21 protein-coding genes and 4 pseudogenes are annotated in these 20,319 nt (G+C 68.6%); 7 read left to right on the forward strand and 18 right to left on the reverse strand.

Features of this window, described 5'->3' with window-relative positions:
- Nucleotides 1–5 precede the first annotated feature (5 nt).
- Nucleotides 6–1,484, forward strand: coding sequence for an NADH-quinone oxidoreductase subunit C (locus AB0O76_RS17405; protein WP_365491288.1), 1,479 nt, complete (start codon nt 6–8; stop codon nt 1,482–1,484).
- Here the strand turns inward: AB0O76_RS17405 and AB0O76_RS17410 are convergent.
- From AB0O76_RS17410 to AB0O76_RS17440, 7 genes are all read right to left on the reverse strand, one after another.
- Nucleotides 1,463–1,906 carry a pyridoxamine 5'-phosphate oxidase family protein gene (locus AB0O76_RS17410; RefSeq protein ID WP_365491291.1) on the reverse strand — a complete coding sequence of 148 codons (444 nt, stop codon included), beginning with the start codon at nt 1,904–1,906 and terminating at the stop codon, nt 1,463–1,465. The genes AB0O76_RS17405 and AB0O76_RS17410 overlap by 22 nt on opposite strands.
- 26 nt (nt 1,907–1,932) lie before the next feature.
- The gene (locus AB0O76_RS17415; RefSeq protein WP_365491294.1) at nt 1,933–2,358 is read right to left on the reverse strand and encodes a hypothetical protein; all 426 of its coding nucleotides are present in this window, start codon (nt 2,356–2,358) and stop codon (nt 1,933–1,935) included.
- A 97-nt stretch (nt 2,359–2,455) separates the two neighbouring features.
- Nucleotides 2,456–2,614, reverse strand: a complete 159-nt coding sequence (locus AB0O76_RS17420) for a DUF6126 family protein (RefSeq protein WP_365491297.1) — start codon at nt 2,612–2,614, stop codon at nt 2,456–2,458.
- A gap of 32 nt (nt 2,615–2,646) precedes the next feature.
- Nucleotides 2,647–3,027, reverse strand: coding sequence for an ATP-binding protein (locus AB0O76_RS17425; RefSeq protein ID WP_365491300.1), 381 nt, complete (start codon nt 3,025–3,027; stop codon nt 2,647–2,649).
- 89 nt (nt 3,028–3,116) lie between these two features.
- Nucleotides 3,117–3,467, reverse strand: a complete 351-nt coding sequence (locus tag AB0O76_RS17430; protein ID WP_365491303.1) for a metalloregulator ArsR/SmtB family transcription factor — start codon at nt 3,465–3,467, stop codon at nt 3,117–3,119.
- A 5-nt stretch (nt 3,468–3,472) separates the two neighbouring features.
- Entirely contained in the window at nt 3,473–3,646 is a 174-nt protein-coding gene (locus AB0O76_RS17435; RefSeq protein WP_365491306.1) for a hypothetical protein, read from the reverse strand.
- A gap of 677 nt (nt 3,647–4,323) precedes the next feature.
- Nucleotides 4,324–4,689, reverse strand: coding sequence for an STAS domain-containing protein (locus AB0O76_RS17440; RefSeq protein ID WP_365491309.1), 366 nt, complete (start codon nt 4,687–4,689; stop codon nt 4,324–4,326).
- Between the two features lie 357 nt (nt 4,690–5,046).
- On the opposite strand from AB0O76_RS17440, the gene AB0O76_RS17445 reads away from it, so the two are divergent.
- Together AB0O76_RS17445 and AB0O76_RS17450 are read left to right on the forward strand one after the other, a co-directional pair.
- On the forward strand, nt 5,047–5,406 hold the full coding sequence (locus tag AB0O76_RS17445) for a peptidase inhibitor family I36 protein (protein ID WP_365491312.1): 360 nt from the start codon (nt 5,047–5,049) through the stop codon (nt 5,404–5,406).
- Between the two features lie 136 nt (nt 5,407–5,542).
- Nucleotides 5,543–6,025: a hypothetical protein gene (locus AB0O76_RS17450; RefSeq protein ID WP_365491315.1), complete on the forward strand. Its 483-nt coding sequence runs from the start codon at nt 5,543–5,545 to the stop codon at nt 6,023–6,025.
- Between the two features lie 41 nt (nt 6,026–6,066).
- On the opposite strand, the pseudogene AB0O76_RS17455 reads toward AB0O76_RS17450, so the two are convergent.
- A pseudogene (locus AB0O76_RS17455) lies at nt 6,067–6,587 on the reverse strand (transposase); the annotation flags it as partial.
- 383 nt (nt 6,588–6,970) lie between these two features.
- The gene (locus AB0O76_RS17460; RefSeq protein ID WP_365491318.1) at nt 6,971–7,969 is read right to left on the reverse strand and encodes a hypothetical protein; all 999 of its coding nucleotides are present in this window, start codon (nt 7,967–7,969) and stop codon (nt 6,971–6,973) included.
- Between the two features lie 914 nt (nt 7,970–8,883).
- On the opposite strand from AB0O76_RS17460, the gene AB0O76_RS17465 reads away from it, so the two are divergent.
- Nucleotides 8,884–9,816, forward strand: a complete 933-nt coding sequence (locus tag AB0O76_RS17465) for a hypothetical protein (RefSeq protein ID WP_365491321.1) — start codon at nt 8,884–8,886, stop codon at nt 9,814–9,816.
- A 535-nt stretch (nt 9,817–10,351) separates the two neighbouring features.
- On the opposite strand, the gene AB0O76_RS17470 is transcribed toward AB0O76_RS17465, so the two are convergent.
- The 9 genes and pseudogenes from AB0O76_RS17470 to AB0O76_RS17510 all read right to left on the reverse strand — a co-directional run bounded on the left by AB0O76_RS17470 (nt 10,352) and on the right by AB0O76_RS17510 (nt 18,099).
- Nucleotides 10,352–11,395, reverse strand: coding sequence for a serine hydrolase domain-containing protein (locus AB0O76_RS17470; protein WP_365491324.1), 1,044 nt, complete (start codon nt 11,393–11,395; stop codon nt 10,352–10,354).
- Between the two features lie 229 nt (nt 11,396–11,624).
- The gene (locus tag AB0O76_RS17475) at nt 11,625–12,140 is read right to left on the reverse strand and encodes a GNAT family N-acetyltransferase (protein WP_365491326.1); all 516 of its coding nucleotides are present in this window, start codon (nt 12,138–12,140) and stop codon (nt 11,625–11,627) included.
- A gap of 187 nt (nt 12,141–12,327) precedes the next feature.
- Nucleotides 12,328–12,798, reverse strand: a complete 471-nt coding sequence (locus AB0O76_RS17480; RefSeq protein WP_365491329.1) for a GNAT family N-acetyltransferase — start codon at nt 12,796–12,798, stop codon at nt 12,328–12,330.
- A 193-nt stretch (nt 12,799–12,991) separates the two neighbouring features.
- A pseudogene (locus AB0O76_RS17485) lies at nt 12,992–14,066 on the reverse strand (glycosyltransferase family 4 protein).
- On the reverse strand, nt 14,063–14,599 hold the full coding sequence (locus AB0O76_RS17490; RefSeq protein WP_365491332.1) for a deoxycytidine triphosphate deaminase: 537 nt from the start codon (nt 14,597–14,599) through the stop codon (nt 14,063–14,065). The pseudogene AB0O76_RS17485 and the gene AB0O76_RS17490 overlap by 4 nt, the downstream one beginning before the upstream one ends.
- Nucleotides 14,596–15,135: a dCTP deaminase gene (dcd, locus tag AB0O76_RS17495; RefSeq protein WP_365491335.1), complete on the reverse strand. Its 540-nt coding sequence runs from the start codon at nt 15,133–15,135 to the stop codon at nt 14,596–14,598. Before dcd ends, AB0O76_RS17490 begins: the two co-directional genes overlap by 4 nt.
- Nucleotides 15,132–16,366 (reverse strand): annotated as a pseudogene (locus tag AB0O76_RS17500) (metallophosphoesterase). Before AB0O76_RS17500 ends, dcd begins: the two are co-directional and overlap by 4 nt.
- Entirely contained in the window at nt 16,363–17,646 is a 1,284-nt protein-coding gene (locus AB0O76_RS17505) for a UDP-N-acetylglucosamine 1-carboxyvinyltransferase (RefSeq protein ID WP_365491584.1), read from the reverse strand. Before AB0O76_RS17505 ends, AB0O76_RS17500 begins: the two are co-directional and overlap by 4 nt.
- A 39-nt stretch (nt 17,647–17,685) precedes the next feature.
- Nucleotides 17,686–18,099, reverse strand: a complete 414-nt coding sequence (locus AB0O76_RS17510) for an ATP-binding protein (protein ID WP_365491338.1) — start codon at nt 18,097–18,099, stop codon at nt 17,686–17,688.
- A gap of 197 nt (nt 18,100–18,296) precedes the next feature.
- Between AB0O76_RS17510 and AB0O76_RS17515 the strand changes: the two are divergent.
- From AB0O76_RS17515 to AB0O76_RS17525, 3 genes and pseudogenes are all read left to right on the forward strand, one after another.
- A pseudogene (locus AB0O76_RS17515) lies at nt 18,297–19,257 on the forward strand (helix-turn-helix transcriptional regulator); the annotation flags it as partial.
- Between the two features lie 253 nt (nt 19,258–19,510).
- Nucleotides 19,511–19,729: a hypothetical protein gene (locus AB0O76_RS17520; protein WP_365491341.1), complete on the forward strand. Its 219-nt coding sequence runs from the start codon at nt 19,511–19,513 to the stop codon at nt 19,727–19,729.
- A gap of 134 nt (nt 19,730–19,863) precedes the next feature.
- Entirely contained in the window at nt 19,864–20,265 is a 402-nt protein-coding gene (locus AB0O76_RS17525; protein ID WP_365491344.1) for a hypothetical protein, read from the forward strand.
- Nucleotides 20,266–20,319: the final 54 nt, after the last annotated feature.

The following is a 20,319-nucleotide window of genomic DNA, read 5'->3' on the forward strand; positions in this document are numbered from 1 at the left end:
GTCAGATGCGCACCCTGCACGACATCCACACCGGCGAACTGTCCAAGCGGACTGAGGAATTGCTGCGCGAAGGACACCGCCTCGCCCTGATCGCGGCCCACCACGACGCCGACTGCGTCCGCGTCGTCTACCTCTTCGTCGCGGGCCCGCCCGACACCCGCACCGAACTCCACGTACGCCTCGACCCCGACCGCCCCGAAGTGCCGACCCTGGCCCATCTCTCCTTCCCCGCAGGCCGGTTCGAGCGCGAGATGCGCGACCTGCACGGCGTGGTGCCACTGGACCACCCGCTGCCGCACCGCCTGGTGCGCCACTTCCACTGGCCGCGCGGCTGGTACCCCATGCACCCGGACGCAGGCGACCCGCCCGCCTTCGGCGAACAGGAAGGCCCCTACCCCTTCCTGGAGGTCGAGGGCGACGGCGTCTACGAGATCCCCGTCGGGCCCGTGCACGCTGGGCTCATCGAACCCGGCCACTTCCGCTTCTCCGTCGTCGGCGAGACCATCATCAAACTCAAGGCCCGCCTCTGGTTCGTCCACCGGGGCGTGGAGAAACTCTTCCAGGGCCGCTCGGTCGCCGCCGGGCTCCCGCTGGCCGAACGCATCAGCGGCGACACCGCCGTTGGCCACGCCCTCGCGTACTGCCTGGCCGTCGAGGAAGCCACCGGCACCCAGGTCCCGGCAGATGCCCAGCGCGCCCGCGCCCTGCTCCTGGAACTCGAACGCCTCCACAACCACGTCGCCGACCTCGGCATGCTCTGCAACGACGTCGGCCACGCCATCCTCAACACCCACGCCCAGCGTGTGCGCGAGCAACTCCTGCGTCTGAACGCCGAGATCACCGGGCACCGCCTGCTGCGCGGCGGTGTTGTCCCCGGCGGGGCCGCCCTGCGTTCCCTGCCCGACCCCGCCCGCATGCAGGCGATCGGCGACGACATCCGCGAGATCGCCGACTTGGCCCTGGGCCACTCCACCGTCCGCGACCGCTTCACCGGCACCGCCATCCTCGCCGCCGACGCCGCACGCGACATCGGCTGTCTCGGCTACGTGGCCCGCGCCAGCTCCCTCGCGGCGGACGCCCGCGTCGCCCATCCGTTCGTCCCGTACGGCACACAGCTCGACGTCCCCGTGCGCAGCGGCGGCGACGTGCTGGCCCGCTTCCTGGTCCGCGCCGAGGAGATCGACACCTCCCTCGCCCTCATCAGGCAGTTCACCGAAGGGCTCGCGCCGGGAGCAGTCCTCGCACCGGCGCCCCGGCCGGGGCAGGGACCGGGTTCTGGTGTCGGTATCATCGAGGGCTGGCGCGGCACCATCGCCACCCGCGTCGAACTCGCCGCCGACGGGACACTGGCACGGGTCAAGCCCGTTGACCCGTCGTTCTTCAACTGGCCAGCTCTGCCGGTGGCGTTGAGCGACACGATCGTCCCGGACTTCCCGCTGACGAACAAGAGCTTCAATCTTTCTTACGCTGGCAACGACCTGTGACCATCGGGCGGGTCGTCGGCCTGCTGCGACGACGAACGCCGCAGCCGGTAGCCGGTGACGATGTCGGACCGGATGCGCACCAGCTGGTCCGCCTCCGAGTCGACCCACGGCGTGAGCATGGCCTGGTAGTGCGCGAGCTCCATGGGATCGCACACCCGGGTCGCGGTGCCGGTGACGACCACGCTCCACCCGGTGCGTATCTCCGGGTCGAACTGGTCCGCCTCGTAGGCGACCACCTCCGACAGCAGGGCACGGCTGAGTAAAGCGGCGCCGGTATGCGTTCGGATGATGATGTCGCCGTGCTCGCCCACGAGATGGTTGACCGGCCGGATCGCGGGCAGCGCCTGGTGCGAGAAGGCCACCCGACCCACCTGCACGCTGGCCAACAGAGCCAGGGCCTCACCGCGCAGAAGCTCGACCATGCGGGACCCAGGAGGGGACGGAGGATTCATGGCCCGTCCGGGGGCGTCACCGCGTGCCGCTCGGCGCCCTCGGGCCACAGCACCTCAACATCGAGGCCACGGCTGCGGGCGTAGGCCACCAAGCGGCCCGTCGGGTCGAGGTGGCTGGACGTCGAACTGCCCCACACGGCGACCACCCGGGCACAAACCCGCAGGAGCCGCTCGTCGATTCGGGCACAGGCCGCACGGTCAGCAGGATCGTACTCAAGCAGCCGCACCTGCTGGGACAGCAGGAGCAACTCACCAGCCGCCAGGTGCTCATGCTCCCGCAGCAGCATCGGCACCAGGTTCACCGTGGGAACCACGGTCACCAGCGCCAGACCAGCCGCCTTCGCGGCACGCGCGAACGCGAGCGGCAGCCCCTGCCCGACCCGCACCCAGACCCATCCGGCCCGCCTCGGCGAACCGGCCAAGACGGGCCCGCAGCTCCTGCTCCACCAGCGTCAGAGCCTGCGGGGTGAGATCGTCATGCCCCACGACAGCGATCATGAACTGGCCCCTTCCCCACCCTTACTTGTTGGCATGTTCGCCGAGGTAGAAGAGGAGCCAGACGAACCCGGCGAACAGATGAGTGCCGAAGATGTAGAAGCCGGCCCGCAGCGCGACGCCGCGTTCCTTCCGGCTCTCCTCGTCCCTGACCTTGTCGTGCTCGCCGCCACTGCTTGCCATGTCAACTCCCTCTTCGCCAGAGCTCCGCGTACTCACGACGGGAGCCCGAGCCGTACGAGAACGACCTTGCCGTCGTGGTCGGTGGCCGGCTCCGCACTGATGTCGCCGCCGTGGTCGGCGGCCAGCTCGTCCACCATCCGCAGCCCCGCGCCCGTGCACTCCACGGTCAGATCGGGCAGGCGAGGGTCGGCGTCCGCGACACTGACAACCAGCTGTCCCGCCCCGACCGTTATCCCCACATCCGCCACCCGCGAGTGCGCCGCATGCCGCAGCACATTGGCGACCAGCTCGCTGACCACCAGCAGCACCGCGTCCGCGAACGCGGAGTCTGGCGCGACACCGGCCGCGGGCAGGTGCTCGGCCACCGCCTCCCGCGCCTCCGTCACTGCGCCGGGCGCCACTGGCACCGACACGATATGCCGCCGCACCTGCGGCAGCACGTGCTCCGAGGCTGCCGCGGGTGTGCCCCTGCGATGCGCGCGAAATCCGTCGCCGTAGCCCATCAGGCGGTCGCCTTCCTCTCACCCTCGGCCTCGCGTAGCTGCTCAAGCAGCTCGCTCTGCCCGGCAAGCAGTACAGACAGGATCCGCCGCGCGGAGGAAAGGAGCTCCGCCACGTCCCCGCCCGCCAGCTCGTACACCACGGTCGAGCCGCCCCGAGTCGCGGTCACGATCCCGGAGCGCCGCAACACCGCCAGTTGCTGCGACAGGTTGGAGGGCTCGACGTCGATGGCGGTCAGCAGATCACGCACCGGCAGGGGCCCGTCCTGCAGCAGTTCGAGCACGCGGATGCGCACCGGATGCCCCAGCATCCGGAAGAACTCCGCCTTCGCTTCGTACAGCGGAACCGGCATCCCGATCACTCCTCGCCCATTTCTGCCTCGACTCCGTGCCGCCGAGCCAGCCACAGCGCATCGTCCAGATCGTCCTGCGCGACCGCTGCGGCGTAGGCGTCCTCCGCTTCCAAAGCCGCTGCCACAGCGGCTCGGGCCTCCCGCACACGCTCAAGCAGCGCGTCGGTGAACGCACTCACGCCCGCTTCCCCCTCGTAGAACTGTCGATGAGCGTCGGCGAACTATCGATCACGGCAACTAGCTAATTGAAGAACTTTTCAAGTCTAGTGGACGGTCGTGGGTGGAGACCCCGCCCACAAGTGTGACTGCGGGCGATAGGCGGAACCTGGGAGCGATAGTTGGCTCCACTGCGGGCGGTGGCTCCTGCGGGTGGCATGACAGTCCCGGTTTCGGGCAACCGGGCCCTATGGCGGTGGACGACCCGTGTGCTCCTCTGGCGGAGTGGTTGGACTGCACTCGCGAGTGCGCCCTTGAGTTGCGACAGTCAGCTCGTGTGGTGGCTGAGGAGAGCCGACGGTTGCGGGAGGAGAGCCGTCGGCTAAGGCGCAGGAGCGCGGAGTTGGCGCTCACAGGGGAGTCGGCCCGCTTGCCCTGATGAACGCAGACCCGCAGCCGCCCCGGTGAGGGCGGCCTTCATTCTTCGGGCGGAGGCTGGCTGGCGGGGAGGCGACGTTGCTGCGACGGGGCCTTGCCGAGTTGATGATCGAGGGGGAGTCGTGGGTAGAGCCCGGTGCGGTCCAGGGCCCCGCGGATGGCGGGGCTGGGGGCGGTGAGGGTGAGGCTGCCGTCGGCGTGCTGGAGGGCGCTTCGGATGCCGAGGAGGGTGTAGAGGCTGGCGTTGATGCCCCTATGGATGTCAAGGGGTGTCGGTTGGCGGCTTGCGTGGCTCCGGGGGAGAGCGAAGGCCGTCAGCGGGAACGGGCAGAAAGAACTGGTCCAGGCCGGTGCGTGTCAGCGCGGCTTGGACACAGGAACTGGTGGCGGACAGCGCGAGGCTGCCTCCGATGTTGCTCAGCGCGTGCCGGATGCCGAGGAGTGCGTAGAGGCTCGCATGGTCACACCAGGTGACACCCGACAGATCCATTCTCAGGTGCGAGTCGCCCTGCTCGAACGCGCTGACGATGGCGTCGCACAACGTGGAGATGTTGGTGTTGTCGAGCTCACCGGTGAGTTTGAGTCGCAGGAAGCGCACGTCACCAGAATTGTCCTGATGGATGGTCAAGCACATGTCCATGAACAGCCCCCGTAAGTGTCGGCCCACCAGCATCGTTCCACCGTCAGGACCATCCGATGTCATCGAGTGAGCCTGGTCAACCTGGTGCGGTGAGTGCCTGTGATGAAACCCCTTGGAAACTGATGCTGACGGGCGCATGCCTGAGCATCGAACTCGGCATCGGCAGGTGTGCCGACGTTGGTGAAGTCGGCAGCGCGTTCCCTCAGACGGGTGATCGCGGATGAGTGCACGTGCGGGTCGGACAGGAACTGGGAAGCATCCTGCAGATCCGTCCGACTCCCTGCTCCTCCTGTGCGAGTAGCTGGGACCGCGCGAAGCGGAGTGCCTAGGGTGATTCGACGTCAGATGGCAGCGCTCGCCGCGTTCGCTGCAGTACTGGCCGCAGCGACTCCAGCAGCGAGCACAGGCCAGTCGGCCGCTTCCTGCCCCCGCAGGTATGTCTGCTTTTGGGAGTTCGGGGACTTCAGCGGAAAACGCATTTCCTTCGATCTGCGTCACAGTCCGAGCGGTAACCCGATCAACCTTAGTGACCAAGGGTTGAAGGAGGCGCGATCGGCCTACAACCGGTCCGGTTGGGACGTGCGGGTCACGACGGGCAAGAACGGCTCGGGTGCGTCTCGCTGCCTGCACCCAGGCGGCCAGACCGGGTTCGTGCTCACTCCTATCAAGTCCTTCATCGCTTACGGCGGCACAACCGGCTGTTGAGGGGGCAGGCGCCTTTTGGTCGGCTTGTTCACAAACCATCTAGACAAGGGGAGTCTCGCATTCACAGCAACGGGATGAGCGGGACGACCATCTGTCAGTCCCAGTAAGGGTGCCCATGTTCACCTGCCTCCGGCGTATGGCCAGTAGCACAATCGTGGCGGTCGCCGCTGTGACCCTGCTGCTAGCCCTGGGAACTCCAGCCCATGCCTCGAATTGGCACTGTGACCAGACGCCAACACGCGTGAAAGGTGTCGTCATCACCGCCTGCATCAACAACTCGCCCAACTACGCCCTGGGTGGCGCTTGGGTGAACGTCGACAGGCAAGTGATCTTCAAGAACACCACTGCCTCAAAGCTGACTGTCGTCACCCGCGCCTATCGGGGAATGCAGCTCCGCAAGTACGCGGGATTCGGACCGTGGGGTGACGTGCGCTGGGAAGATCCGGTTGTCGGCACGCATTACCTCTCTCCAGGAGAGTCAGAGACCGTCACGCTGCGACGCAGCCTCCTCGAGGCACCAAATAGGCCCGGAGAGCGCTGGGTCACGGGCGGCTCAGCCACAGTTGGTCGCACCACCAGCGCGATGTCCACCTACGCTTCGGGAGACCCTGACACCTGACGGTCAGAGGTACCGACATCTGGAAGATATGCCAGATTCTTCTTGGCATGCGGATGGTCGTGAAAGCGGGCCTCGATGAGCGCATCGAGCTCGGCGATCTCCTCGTCCAGGGCCAGCACGCCTTTTGCGATCCGGGCCACCATGTCCGCGGCCAGCTTCTCTCCAGGCAGCGCAATGTGCTGGGCTTCTGCCGCCTCGATGGCGGTCTGGGCGAGTGAGGAAGCGTTCTTGACCCCACGGTTCTTCAGCCAGGATTCGAGACGGCAGGCACCGATGCGGCGGATCGCGCCCGGTGTCTGATAGCCGGTCAGCAGCACAACCAGCCCTCGGCCCTTTCGGGTCAGGGCCCGTTCCAGGGCCGGGAAGATACCCAGGAGTTGCCCCCGCAGCCGGTTGATCTGCCGGGTGCGGTCGTTGACGAGATCGAGGCGCCGGGGCTGGTGATGATGCGCAGGTTGACGGCCACCTCGTCGCCGGGCCGCAGGAGTCCGAGGTCCTGGCGCATGCGGGCCTGGTCGGCGATGACGTGGGCGTCCTTGGCGTCGGTTTTGCTCTGGCCACGAAGACGCCGAACGCTACCGATCTCAAGCCAGGCATCTGAGCCGGGGCCATGCTAGATATCCGTTCGGCGCCCACGAAGCCGCCACCGCCGAGCACCAAGACCCGCCCGCACGCTCTAAGCGAAGGCCTCACAAGCCCGGCTCGTAAAAGGCGTCACGGCTCCCAGCACTCGAACACCTGGTGAGATCCACCCGACGTCACCGGGGTCCTTACGAAGGAATTAGGACAAGCTGAGGCCAGCCGGGAAGCGCATACTGGCGTGTCAAGCGGTGCCCGGGGCTGGCTTGTGTCGGAGTACGACCCTCGGGTCCCAGCCACGTACGTATGAACGCCCCGAGCTGTCAGGCCACTCCCGTTCCCCGGCATGACGGTAGTGCTCCTTGATCAGCTCGCGATGACGCGGTTCGCCCCGATGGCCGCGTGGGTGGCGGCACGCGCGCGGTAGACCCGTATGAGCAGGCTGAGTATCGCAATGCCCGCGCCCATGCCGATCCCGTGCTCGACGACAGCGACTGCCGGATGCTCGAGGGGCTCGTAGTCACCGGGGCGCAGCACGGCCCAGACGAACCTCCAGGAATTCCAGGCGAACAGCGACCCTGAGGCGACGAATCCGGTCATCATGGGAAGCCACAGCGGCAGTCGACGACCTGTGAGGCCGGCAAGCACCCACACGCTCCAGCCGCCGAGCAATGCCCAGAGCGCGCCACTTGCGATCAGCAGACGGCCGTTGAGGTCCCAGGAGTGGAACGCCGTATTGAGGCCGAGCTTTCCCCCGAACACCCAGAACAGCCACATCACGGCCAGGACCGTGGTAGCCGCGGGCACCAGCAGCATGCGCCGTCCCCGGGGCACTTCAGGGGCACCGGCCCCGGCCCGGCCCACAAAGGCGTGTGGCCAGCGTTCCCGCACGTAGATCGGGAGAGCGATGGCGAGCCCCACCGCCATCCCCGTGAACCCGATGGTGATGAAGGCCGTCTCCCACTCGGGCATTCCGCCGTCGCCGGCTGGCGCCCCGCCTGCCGATCCGCCGTCGGCCCCCGCGTCGTCCTCGTTGCCCAGGCGGACCCCGGCGGCACTGAGTACTGCGGCGACAACTCCGTAGGGAAGCAGCGACCCCAGGAAGCCACTCCCCATCCATGAGAAGAACAGCACGGGTGCTGTGGGGAGCCGCATCCCCCATGGCTGTGCCAGCGCCATGCCCAGCGCGATGCCAGTCGTGGCCATCACCACCGTCACCGCGTTCAGTATGACCCACTCGGCTGTGCTGCCGTCGGACTGCGGTGGCCCGTCACCGAGGAGTGCGACGGCCACCCAGATGACCTTGACCGCCAGGTAGAGCGACAGTGTGCCGGCGGCCGCCAGCCCGGCAACCCTGCGCGTCATGGTCCATCCCCGCCCCGGGGCCGCACCAGCCGGTGTCAGACCTTCTCGACTGCATTTCATGCTCAGAACTCTTCCGGCCACGGCAGCGCCGGGCTTCCCCCGCCGGGACAGTCCGCCTCCCTCGCCCGGGGGAGACTGCGCACCTGTCAATCCCCTCCTGGCCTGGCGCTGCTCAAGGGCGACCCATGTGTGTCCAAGCCCCGGCATGACGGGGCCGCGCAGGGTGAAGGCCCTCGCCTTCAACACGCAGCGCACAGCTGGAAGGGGCGTGGGTGTAGCCGCGGGTCTGCTGTGGGAGCACCAGGTGCCGTTCCTGAGCGAGTTGTCCGGTCCACCGGGGGAGACGTCCCAGTTGGTGTGGCGGCCACCCCGGGCTTGCGTCAACGGGGCCAGGGGCGGCCGCGTGCGCGAGATTGACCGCCCCCTCCTCCTGTCCTCGCGCGGGTAGTCCTCCCCGGTTGCTGGGGCGCCGCGAGAGTACGCCCTGGCGGTACACCTACGGGGAGGACGCGACCGGAGTATCTGCTTCCTGCTTGGAGCGTAGAGCTATTGCGAGGCCAGCGGCAGGGGCAAACTGACATCCGGTGCCAGTCACCCCGCACCATGACCGTTGGTGCCAACTACCGTTCACAACGCGACGCTACGGGCCATCTCACGTCGCCGCGTTGACAGCGGCCACTTCGATTTCCCCACGTACGGCCAGCTGAGGCGTCACTGTCGGTGAGGCGTACTTGGGTCGCCCAGGTGCCCCCTCGGGAGGGGGAGGGAGATCGTTCAAGCGGTCGATGCCGGGCTGATGCTGCCGATGCGACGTTTAAGACATGACCACTGATCTACGGATGATGAAGGCGCCCTGGCGCACGTGGCGGCAGCCAGGGCCGCGACGGGTGGGCCGGCCGGCGATGCTCTGGGCGATGGCGTACGCCGGGTTCGGCCTGGTCTGTGCGCTGAGGGAGACTCCGCTGTTCGGTTCCAGCGGCATCCTGGGGCCTTCCACGGCGGGGTGGGCAGTCACGGTGGTGGGGACACTGGCGGCACTGACCTGCGTGGCGGTGTTGCGATACGGGCTGCGGCCTGCACTGCGGGCGTTGCTGTGGACGGTGTGCGGCCTGGCCGGGTGCGCCGCGTTCAGCCTGCTCATGGATGTGATCATGCTGATGTTCGGCCAGGGTGTGGAAAGTTGGGCCGCCGCTGCAAACCATGCGCTTGCGGCGGCCGGGGCACTCTTGCTCGCGGCTACCGCCCGCTCCGGTCGGCCCGCGCCTGTCGCTGCCCCGGCGCCCTCTGCCGCACCCCGGCCGGTTCAACTCGCCGCTTGGGCCGGCACCGTGTCCTTCCTCCCGTATGCGGCGATGAAGCAGGTCTGGGCCTTCGGCGGCACCTTCGCCGGCACATCCGGCGCGGAGATGCACGCGATCTCCGAGCGCAACGGCGCCTCGGGAATCTGGCTCACCCTGGAGTCCTGGGGCGTGGACGGCACCATGCTGCTGGCCGCACTCGGCGTCTTCCTGCTGTGGGGCCTTGTCCGGCCCTGGGGTCAGGTCTTCCCGCGCTGGACGCTGTTCCTGCGGGGCCGTCGCGTCCCCCGCTGGCTCCCGTTAGCGCCGGCCCTGATCGGTGCCGCCACGCTTGCCCCGTACGGTGTGCTCGGCCTCGGCTACACCACTCTGGCCACCATGGACGTGCTGACGATGCGGAGCGGCGATTTCCACTCTCCGGATGACGCACTCGTGGTCAGCTGGATCGGCATGGCCGCATTCGCGGTGTACGGGTGCGCTTTGGTTATGGCGGCGCGCTCGTACTGGTTGCGGACCCGCCACCTGCCCCGACACAGTGACGCTGCGTAACTGTCTGCGGCCAGATGGCTCCCCACTAACTGGCCGCGGGCGGGGAATCTGAACTGGCCACTGACACCGCGTCGGTTCCAAGTAGCGCGCAGAGTCACAACAAGGCGAAGCACGTAGGTGCAGGGAGCGCCATGGACGCAGTGCACAGTTTGCCGGAACACCCCTGTCCGGCTTCCGCGTCGCGTTCTAGGCTTCCCAACGGCAGCGAATTCAGGGCTGGCGCCAGGCGCGGAGACGGTCCGCAACCCCGCCGCCGTCTCGGTTGGCGCCGTGCCCTCACCAGGCGGCCGAAGTCGCGCTCCATAGCGGACTCCCGCGGCCTCGGCACCTCGCCCTTCTGGCGAGTGTGTCCCACCGGGACGGCGTCCCGCCCGCCCCGGTTACCCACGAAGGGCGCTGCGGGGGCGGAATGGAAGTCAGGCGCCGTACGCCCCGCGGCTTACGACCGCCGCTGATGCCAGTTTGGTTTCGGCGGCGGTCGTGCGGCGAGGGGGCGGTGGACGCGAGAGCGCCAGAGAGGCCACCGAGGCGAGCGTCAGCGATAGACCATGGTGCGGAAGGTGTTGCGGACTTCGGTCAGTGGCTGGCGGTCGCGGGTGTAGTAGAGCTTGTTGGTCAGCAGCACGGCCCACCGTCCTTGCCGAGGTGAGATCCACATGCCGGTGCCCGTGAAGCCATAGTGGACCCAGATGTCGTCGGTAGGGGAGGTACCGGGGGCGGGGTGCCAGAACAGGCCGCGCACGGGGTCCAGTGCGCCGGTCTGGGTGGTTAGCGATTCTGCGGTCCAGGCGGGGCCGAATCCAGCCCGCCCGGCGGACGCGGTGGCGTTGAGCATGTAGCGCAGGAAGACGGTGAGGTCGTCGAGGACGGTGAAGACGCCGGCGATGCCGCACACTCCGCCCAGGAGCCGGGCGGAGAAGTCGTGAGCGATGCCCTTGAGGTGGGTGTCGGTGTCCTGGTCGAGCTCGGTCGGTGCGCACCGCGTGGTGATCTCGGTGGGCAGCGGCCCGAAACATGTGGAATCCATGCCCAGCGGCTGCCAGGTCCGCTCCGTGGCGAGCTGGTCGAGGCGCTGGCCGGAGAGGTGCTCGGCGAGGTAGCCGAGGATGAGGGCGGCCCGGTCGGTGTACTCGACGGCCTCGCCGGGTGGGCGGTGCAGGGACTCGTGGAGGACTCCGTCACGGACGTCTTGTGGGTCGGTGCCGTACAGGTTCTTGAGCTGGGCTCGCAGTGGGACACCGGCGGTGTGGGTCAGCAGGTGGCGGGCAGTCGTGATCCCGAGCGGGTGGCCGTCGACTTCGGGCCAGAAGGTGCCGAGCGGGGCATCGAGGTCGAGCTTGCCCTCGTCCCAGAGGGCTCCGATCGAGGTCCACACCGCGAGGATCTTGGTGAGGCTGGCGGCGTCGAAGACGGTGTCCGGCCGCATCGGTGTGTCTGGCTCGCTGGGGTCGAGCACCCCGGTGGCTCCGGAGGCGTGGATGCCGGCGGCGTCGCCTACGGCCCACACGGCGCCTGGGTAGACCTTGTCGCGGACGCCTTCGCCCAGGAGCTGTTCGATGCTGTTGATCCGGTGCGTCATGGTCTCCCTGTTCGCCGTGGGCATCCCGCCGGGTCAGCCTAGTGACGCGGGCCTTGCAGAACCTGCAGGCCGACGCGGCATCCAGGAGAGGATCGGGCTACTGCGGAGTGCACAGTGGGACTGCGTATCTGAGCACGTCTGTGCAGATCCCCCTGCGTAGTCCATGAGGGCTGTAGTCGGTGCCGGGGATCGGCAGGGGCGAACCGCTGTGCTGCCGATCCCCGTGGGTTTACCGCTGGGGCAGTTCCGGTGCTGTGGTGCGGAAGCGGGCGATGGTCTCGTCCTCGCTCCAGCGATGCAGTCCGGCCTTCTCCAGTACGCGAGCCGAGGCCGGGTTGGACAGTTCCACGTCGGCGTACACCGTGTGGACCTCCGGCAGGGTCAGGGCGTACGCCGTGAGGGCCCGGGTGGCCTCGGGGGCGTAGCCTCGGCCGCGCCGCGAGGCCACGGTGCCGTAGCCGATCTCGAGAGCGCCGTCACTCGGCGGCCAGAACAGCCCGATCGCGCCGACCACCAGGCCACTGGCCCGCTCGATGATCTGCCGTTGCCCGTACGGGCTAAGGGCGTCGGGCCGGTCCGCGATGAATCCGGCGATGACGCGGCCTTCGTCGGCGGGGAAGTCCTCCGCCCAGTGCGCCATGCGGCGGTCCTCAAGGACAGCGGTGACCTCGTCGACGGGCCACGGCCGCAGCACAAGGCGGTCAGTGGTCAGATCCGTACCGGTCAGGGAGAAAGAAGAAGACACGCGATACTCCTGGTCGTTTCAGGCGACCGGGTCGCGGACTAGCCTCGCGCGACCCGGACAAGGGCATGCTGATGAAGCGTCTGGCGGGCCATATTCATCAACCTCCCTTGTCGCAGTGGCAATCGCGTCGTTCGCGCGTCGAGCAATCCTATCAACGGAGTGGAGGCGGCCAAGCGTCGCCTGAGGCTCAGTCGAGTTTCTTGCGCATCTTCACCGAGGTCGTCTCGTAGCCGAGTGACTCGTAAAGGCCATGCGCGCCGGTGTTGAACCCGGCGACGCTGAGACCCAGAGTATGAGCGCCCCGCGCCCGGGCGTATTCCTCGCCGAGGAGCATGGCCATTCGGCCCAGGCCCCGACCACGCTTGTCGGCGTCGATCACGATGTCCCAGACCCACCAGGCACCGGCGTCATCACTCCTGTCCGGTCCGATCCAGAGGTAGCCGACGGCTACCCCGGCATCGTCGACCACGTCGAAGACCGCGTGATCCGGGGTCGGTGTCCCGGACGGAAAGGAGTGCGCCATGGTCTCGTCCGCATGCCGGTAGGCGTCCTCGGACGTCTGCCCCAGAGCAACGAGCTCCTTGGCGTACTCAGCTCGACTGCGTTCGAGCCAGGCAGGGAAGTGTTCGGCGTCCAGGGGACGGAGGGTCGCAGTCACCGGCCTAGCCTCCCACGCCGCCGACGCCTGAGAGGTGTCGCCCCTGATCAGGGGGCACGGCACATCACCAACAGAGCAAATGTTGCCTGATGCGGCACTACCTTGCCGACCCCCACCTCCGCGCCTCAATGATCTGGATCAAGGACCTAACGCGTGACGCGAGCCGCCCCTTGATCGCAACCAAATACGCTTCCTAGGCGAGCTGGTCGCCGAGGTCGGCCAGGGCCTGGGCGGTTGTGGAGAGGGGGTAGCGGGCGGCGTTCGCGTAGCCCGCCTGTCGCAGGGCGGGGAGCAGGCCGGGGGCAGTCCGTAGGCGGTCGAGGTCGCGGGCGAGTGCGGCGGAGTGGGTGAAGTCGGTGGCCACCCCCGACGCGGCGAGGACCTCGTTGAGGCCGGGCACGGGCTGGTACAGGACGGGCAGGCCGCAGGCTTGGGCCTCCAGAGCGACCAGTCCCATGGCCTCCAGGGTCGTGGACGGTATGACCAGCAGGTCGTGCTCGGCGAAGGTTTTCCACAGCTGTGGGCGGCGGAGCCAACCGAGATATCGGGCCCGCACCCCGGTCCGCTGAAGCAGCGGAGCCAGGGCGTGGAACTGGGCTCTGGGGGCAGCGATGCTCAGCTCGACGCCTGGAATGGGTGCCAGGTTTGTGACCAGGTGCTCGGCGCCCTTCTCGGCGGTCAGCCGCCCTGCGTACAGCAGTCGCAGGTGGCTGGTGGAGGTGTGGGTGGGCCGGGGCGGTGGGTTGGTGAGCAGGTGGTCGGGGATGCCCCAGGGGATGTGGACGATCTTCCGGCGGTCGGCCTGTGGCGCGAGTTTGAGAAGTTGGTCGGCCATCGCGCTGGTGGGGACCACGATGGCGTCGGCGGCCCTGGTTGTCTCGCGCAGGACTTGGAGTTGGTCGCGGTGGGCTTCGGCGAACAGCAGGTCGGTGCCGTGGACCAACGCGATCCTGGGGTGGGCCGGCAGGGCTCGGAGCAAGGCGGGGGTGGCGCCGAACGTGAGGTGTTGCAGGTGCAGTACGCCGACCTGCGTTGGATCGATCGTGGTCATCAGGGCACTTCCCGGCCACCGTCAGCAGGTTGAGCCCGGTGGGTAGCTGGGGTTTCGGGCCGTTGGGGGCCAGCATGAACGCCTGTGCGGGGATGAGGGGCTTGTCGCCGGTGTAGAGGTCGAGGAAGAGTTCGACGCTGCCGCCAGGGCTTCCGGCGGGGAGGTCAAGGAAGGTGGCGGCCAGCGGCCCCGCAGCTGGGCGTACGAGAGGGCTCACAGCGCTCCTTGGGGGATCTCTTCGTACAGGCGGGAGATGTCTATGCCGTTCGTGGCCGCGTACTTGGCGCGCTGCTGCTGGTAGCTGTCAGGCGTGCCGAGGGTGGCGAGGAAGACGAGCTTGCCGAAGGTCATTCCTGGATAGACGCGGGCGGGCTTGGCGACGCGGATCTCCAAGGTCCAGCGGATCGCGTGGCCCTGGTGGCCGAGTGGGGCGGAGACGTGGACCCAGATGCCGAGGGCGCCGATGGTGCGGTCGCCGTTGAGCAGCTGCGCGTACGTTTCCGAGCCTGTCTTCTCCAGGGTGACGCCGAGGTAGAGCACTCCGGGCTTCAGAACCAAGCCGGAGACAGGGATGGTCAGTTCGGTGAACGTGGTGGGGGTGGCGGCGTCCAGGTCGCTGGCGCAGATACGGATCCTCTCGCCCAGCCGCCAGTCGTAGGCGTTGGGGGAGAGCCGTGCCGGGTCGTACGGGGCGATGGTGATCTCTCCCGCGCTGACAGCGGCGGCGATGGCAGGGCCGGTGAGGATCACGAGGCGATCGCCTGGATGGGTGCCGCGTCCCGCCAGTAGCGCGAGGGCTGCGGTCCGGCGGCGCCCTGGTACTTGCCGCGGTACAGGTCGACGTCGCCGGTGGAGATGAAGAACATGACCTGTCCGATCTTCATGCCCGCGTACACCCGCAGCGGGCGGATGGGGGAGAGCATCAGGGTCCACTGGCCGTGGAAGCCGATGTCACCGATGGGGGCGGTGATCTCGACGAACAGCCCGAGACGGCCGACCGACGAGCGGCCGAAGAGCAGTGGGACGAAGAGGTCCGAGCCGACCTCCTCGATGGTGTGGCCGAGGTACAACTCGCCGGGCTGGAGGACGTATCCGTCCTTTCCGATCCTGACTGAGCGGGTGGGGTTGGGGTGGTGGGCGTCGATGACCTTGGCGGCGTACGTCAGCAGGGTCGGACCGAGGCGGACGTTGTAGCTGTTGGGGTTCGTCTGCTCCGGGGCGAAGGGGGCGATGCGCAGGCGGCCGTCGGCCACGGCAGCCTTGATCTCGGGTCCGGTGAGGATCATCGATCGCCCCCTTCGTGGGATTCGGTGGCGTTGGGGAGTGGGGAAGTCAGGGCGCGGCATACGGCCTGCCCAAGCTGGATGCCTGCCTGGTGTGTTCGCCCGCCGAGGTAGCTGGCGGCGAGGTAGTCGGTGGTCAGTACGCTGCGGATTGCCGGGGGCAGGGGAGTGGGGGCCACGACCAGAGGGCCGACGCGTTCGGTGAGGTGATCGAGCAGTTCGGTGTGGTCCTGGGTGTGACGCTCGGGAAGGTAGGCGTGCACGAGCTGGTTTCCGAAGGGCTCGATGGCCAGCAGGTCGCCGAGGGTGAGGGTGGTGCCGAGGTGTACAGGGCGCAGGGCGGTCACGTTGAGGATGACCGCGTCGGCGCCGAGGCCGGTGTGGAGTCGGCCGGCGATTTCTTCAAGCAGTCGGCGGCGGTCCAAGGGCGCGTTGCGGCGGGCCTCGTCCACAGCACCGAAGGGGCTCTTCAGGTGCTGTCCGACGGCCGAGATCTCCTCCAGCAGTGCGGTGAGACCGTGGGGAGCGCCAGGGGTGTCGGGGAAGGCGCAGGTGCGGGCGGCCCAGCCGCTTCCGACGGGCTCGGCAGCGGCGTATCCGACGCCGAGTTCGCGTCCCTTGACCACGAGGGTGTCGCCGACGTGCACGGGGCCGTGGGTGTCGCTGTGGCAGTGCCCGGCGAAGATGACGTCGGCGAACGGGCAGGCGGCGGCCAGCTTCAGATCCTCCTCGAAGCCGGAGTGAGACAGCACCATCCAGGCGTCGGCGCGGTGGTGGTGCTCCAGCATCACTTCGCGCAGGGCCTGGGCCGGATCGGTTACGCGGTGGCCGGAGCGTTGGCTGGCAGGGATGGCGTTGAACGCCTGTGGGCCTATCACCGCGGTGACGGCGACTCGTCGTCGCCGATGTCCTGGATGCGTACGTGGTCGAAGAGTGGATTGCCGCTGTCGTCGATCGCGTTCGCGCACACCGTCATGATGTGTAGCTGCGGTTCGAAGTAGTGCGGCCAGCCGTGGTTTCCGGGTGCGAGCAGGTCGTACAGGGGGGTGAGGATTTCGCGCTCGATGTGCCCTCTGCCGATGTGGTAGAAGCCGCTGCCCTCGAAGAAGTCGCCGCAGTCCACGATCAGGCTCTCGGCCCTGGCGGCGTGGAGGTAGCCGAGCATGGGGGCGGCCGAGTCGAAGGCGGAGTGGACGTCGGTCGTGGCGATGAGCTGCCGGAGTTGCCGGTTCACGGGATCACCTCGCAGATGTCGGCACCCAGGGCGTGCAGCTTGACGGGCAGGTCGGCGTGGCCGCGTCGGAGCTGTTCGAGGCCGCCAAGGGTGGTGACGCCACGAGCGGTGAGGCCGGCGATGAGCAGGGCGGAGCCCGTGCGGATGTCGGTGGCTTCGACACCGGCACCCGTCAGCTGCTGAGGACCGGTGAAGCGGCACTGGGTGGACGACAGCTCGTGGATCTCGGCACCGAGGCGGGCGAGCTGGGGAAGCAGGTTGCCGTGGCGGCCGGGGTTGATGTCGTCGGCAAACAGATGGGTGCCGGGGAGGGTGAGGGCCAGGGCTATCAGCGGGGGTTCGAAGTCCGCGTCCAGGCCGCCGGGGGAGAGGGAAGCGATGGCTCGCAGCGGCCGGCCGGTGGGCTGGGCATCCTGGGCCCGGACGGCGAGGGTGCCGTCCTCGGCGTCGGCGGGTACGCCGAGCCAGCGCAGTGCATTGACCAGGGGAGCGACGTCGTCGCTGCGTACGCCGAGGATGTCCGCGTTGCCGCCGCTCACTGCGACCGCGCAGGCCAGGGTGCCTGCCTCGATCTTGTCGCCGGGGACCCTCCACGCAATGGTCTCGCCGGAGACGGACCGAGGAGGGTGGAGCGCGAGGACGGCGTCGTTGATCCGGCATTCCCACCCGGCTGTCCTTAACGCCCCTACGACGCTGAGTACTTCGGGCGACAGATTCGGTTGGCCCAGACGCAGCGGGCGTCCGGCGACGACCGCGCGCAGGAGGGCGGCGATGCTCGCTCCGCGGGACCGGAAGGGCAGCGTGATCGACACCGTCTCGTGTCCACCTGCGGCTGCTTCCACGAGGTAGCCGTGGTCGTCGACGGCCGTGCGGTCACCGAAGCGCTCGTACACCTTGAAGTGCTGCTCCATCCCGCGTTCCCCGATGTCGCAGCCGCCGGGCCAGGGCAAGTGGGCCCGTCCGGAGGCGCCAAGTAGTGCGGGGACGAGGTAGTACGAGGCTCGGATGCGGGCGGCGACCTCGGGGTCGGGATCCGGCTGCGGCTTGTCGCTCGACAGGATCACCACGGTGTGCGGATCGCTGACCGGGCGGGCGGCGTGCCAGCCGGCCTGCTGGAGAAGGGTGACCATGGTCTCGACATCCGTGTTCGCCGGGACATTGCTCAGGTGCACCGGGCGGTGCATGGCCGCAGCGGCGGCCAGCAGAGGCAGGGCCGCGTTCTTCGATCCGTCGACGGTCACGGCCCCGGCGAGCGGATTGCTCGGTCGCACGGCGACCACTTCCGCGGCGACTGGGGGAATCCGTACGGCTGTCAAGAGTCAACTCCTCTGCAGGGGCAGGTGTGGTGCGACGGGCAGGAGTGGTGCGCCGAACTCGAATTCGGCCCAGCAGCGCTTGCCGGACGGCAGAGGGTCGAATCCGTGGCGGTCCGCGAGTGCGGCGACGAGGAACAAGCCGCGCCCGTCCTCTTCGTCTGCGTCCGGCAGACCGACCTGCGGGGTGTCTGAGTTGGTGTCGATCACCACGATCCGCAGGCCCTTGTTGTTCAGGTAGGCGCCGGCCGTGATCGGACCGCCGTCCGCGTGCTGCACCGCGTTCGCGAGCAGTTCCGCAGCCACCAGCTCTGCCGCGTCCAGGAGTTCCGGTTCGAGGAAGGCGCCCCAGGCCCGTATCGCCTTCGCGATCTGCTGGCGCGCGGACGCGGCACCGGCAGGCGTGCCGGAGACGGACATCCGGATCTGGTGCGCTTCCGTGAGCGGCCTCCTGGATCGGTTCGGCCACTCCACGCAACCGCCACACGGGCACCTCGAACCAGGACGTGTGCCGGTGCTGCATCGTCTATGCAGGAGCTGCATCAAGGTGAACTGCCAGTCCATTACGCTCGGTTGAGCAGGCAGGATCGGCGACGGCAGGAAGAGCCGTGGCACAGATGGCCGAAGCACAAAACGAAGCGAGACGGATCGGTGAAGTGATCCGACAGGCACGCGTATTACAGCGGCGCTCGCAGAGGGACGTCGCCTCTGCCCTCGGCTATCACCAGTCCAAGGTGAGTCGGCTGGAGAGCGGCAAGGGCACGGAAGACGTCCGGATCCTGCGCGACGTCGCGCAGGTGCTGGCGATTCCGCCGCATCACCTCGGCCTCGCCGCCGCTTCGGACCCTAGCCCCGCCGACCCCGAGACAGAGGACATGCGCCGCCGTACCGTTCTCACCGCAGGCATCGCCGCGCTCGCGGCCCCAGCCATCCCCAGCGCCGCTCATCAGGACCTGGTGCAGGCTCTCCTGCCCGGAGTGGCCCATGACTGCCGAATCGGTGCCGGATCTCCAGAACCTGCGGGACCAAGTCGCCGGCGTACGCCGCCTCTTCTGCACCTGCGACTACACGCGGCTGGAGGGCACGCTGCCCGGCCTGATCGGGCAGCTACGGCAGGCCATCAGCGACAGCCCCGGCTCGACCGACGTGTCCGGTCTCCTCGCCACGGCGTACCAGACCTCGGCGAGCCTGCTGCTCAAACAGAGCGACCAGGGCAATGCCTGGCTCGCGGTCGGACGTGCCATGGCCGAGGCCGAACGCTCCGGTGACCCCGTCGTCCTCGCCTCCAGCGTCCGAGTCCATGCCCACGCCCTTGCCCGCGACAGCCACACCGCCCAGGCCGTCACCCTCGTCCGCCACACCACCGACCAGCTCACGGGCTCGTACGACCAGCGCCCCCCGAAGTACCTGGCGGCACTCGGCCTGCTGCTCCTGCGCGGGGTCACCGCCGCCAGCAGCGGTGGTGATCGCTCCGCCACCCAGGACTTCCTCACCGAGGCGAAGGAAGTCGCCCGCTACGTCGCGCTCGACGGCCCCGACGTCTGGGCCAACTTCAGTCCGACCAACGTCGCCTTGCACTCTCATCGCGGCCGGACTCGGAGTACTCGCCGCCACCGCCGACGGCGGTGGCCTGTGGCCCTTCCTCGCCAGTACCACGCTGCTGGGTGCCGGCATCGCCTTCGCCGCGACCCCGGCCACGGAAGCAATCGTCGCCGCGCTGCCGCCTGCCAGGCAGGGCGTCGCCTCCGCGCTCAACGACCTGACCCGTGAACTCGGCGCCATCCTCGGCAGTGTCTTCAACACCACCTACCGCGCCGACACCGGTGACGCCGTGCGCGGAATGCCGACCGGGGCCGCCGACGCAGCGAACGACTCCCTGAGCGGCGCCCTGCGCGTCGCCGCGGAGATCGGAGGTCACCCCGGGGCCCAACTGGCTGACGCCGCCCGCGAGGCGTTCAACTCGGGAATGGCCAATGCGCTGCTCGGCGGCATCGCCGTCGTCGTCCTCGGCGCGCTCGCTGCCGTGGCTCTGCTGCCGCGCCGCAACTGACAGCCAGGCGGCCCCGGTCATCGGCAGCGTCGCGGCATGGGTAGGCTGACGCGGCCAAGGGCAATCATCAGCGCCGAAGCGGGCGCGACAATGACCGGCAGGGACTCGTGGGCGGTAGTGCGAAGGCGGGCGGCGTGGCCCTGCGTCTTGTGCTGCTGGCTCTGCTGTTGCTCGGTGTCGGCGTTGTGCACACCCTGAGCCATGCCGGGGCGCATGGCGGAGTGTCGACATCCGAGGCGGTCCAGCATTCTCCGCAGAGCTATGCCGCCTTCGACGAGGCGCCCGTTGGTGCGGACGACCCGCATGCTCCCTCCCCGGTGGTCGTGGAGCAGGAAGACCCGCACCACCGCGCGCATGCCGAGGGAACGACGGCGTCCGACTGCTTCGCACTGATCCCGGACGGATCGGAGCTGGCCCCGACGCCCTGCCCGACACCGTGGTGCGGTGCGGTGGGTGTTGGCGCATTGAGGTTCGCCCCGGTCCCGGACTTCGGCGATGGTCCAGGGCTGTCCCAGCTGTCGGTGCTGCGGATTTAGGCCGACGGTGATCTGAGGCGCGCGCTCCCTGAGCTGCCTCGCCATGGCGTGCAG

Source organism: Streptomyces sp. NPDC086554 (assembly GCF_040686095.1).
Lineage (GTDB): Bacteria > Actinomycetota > Actinomycetes > Streptomycetales > Streptomycetaceae > Streptomyces.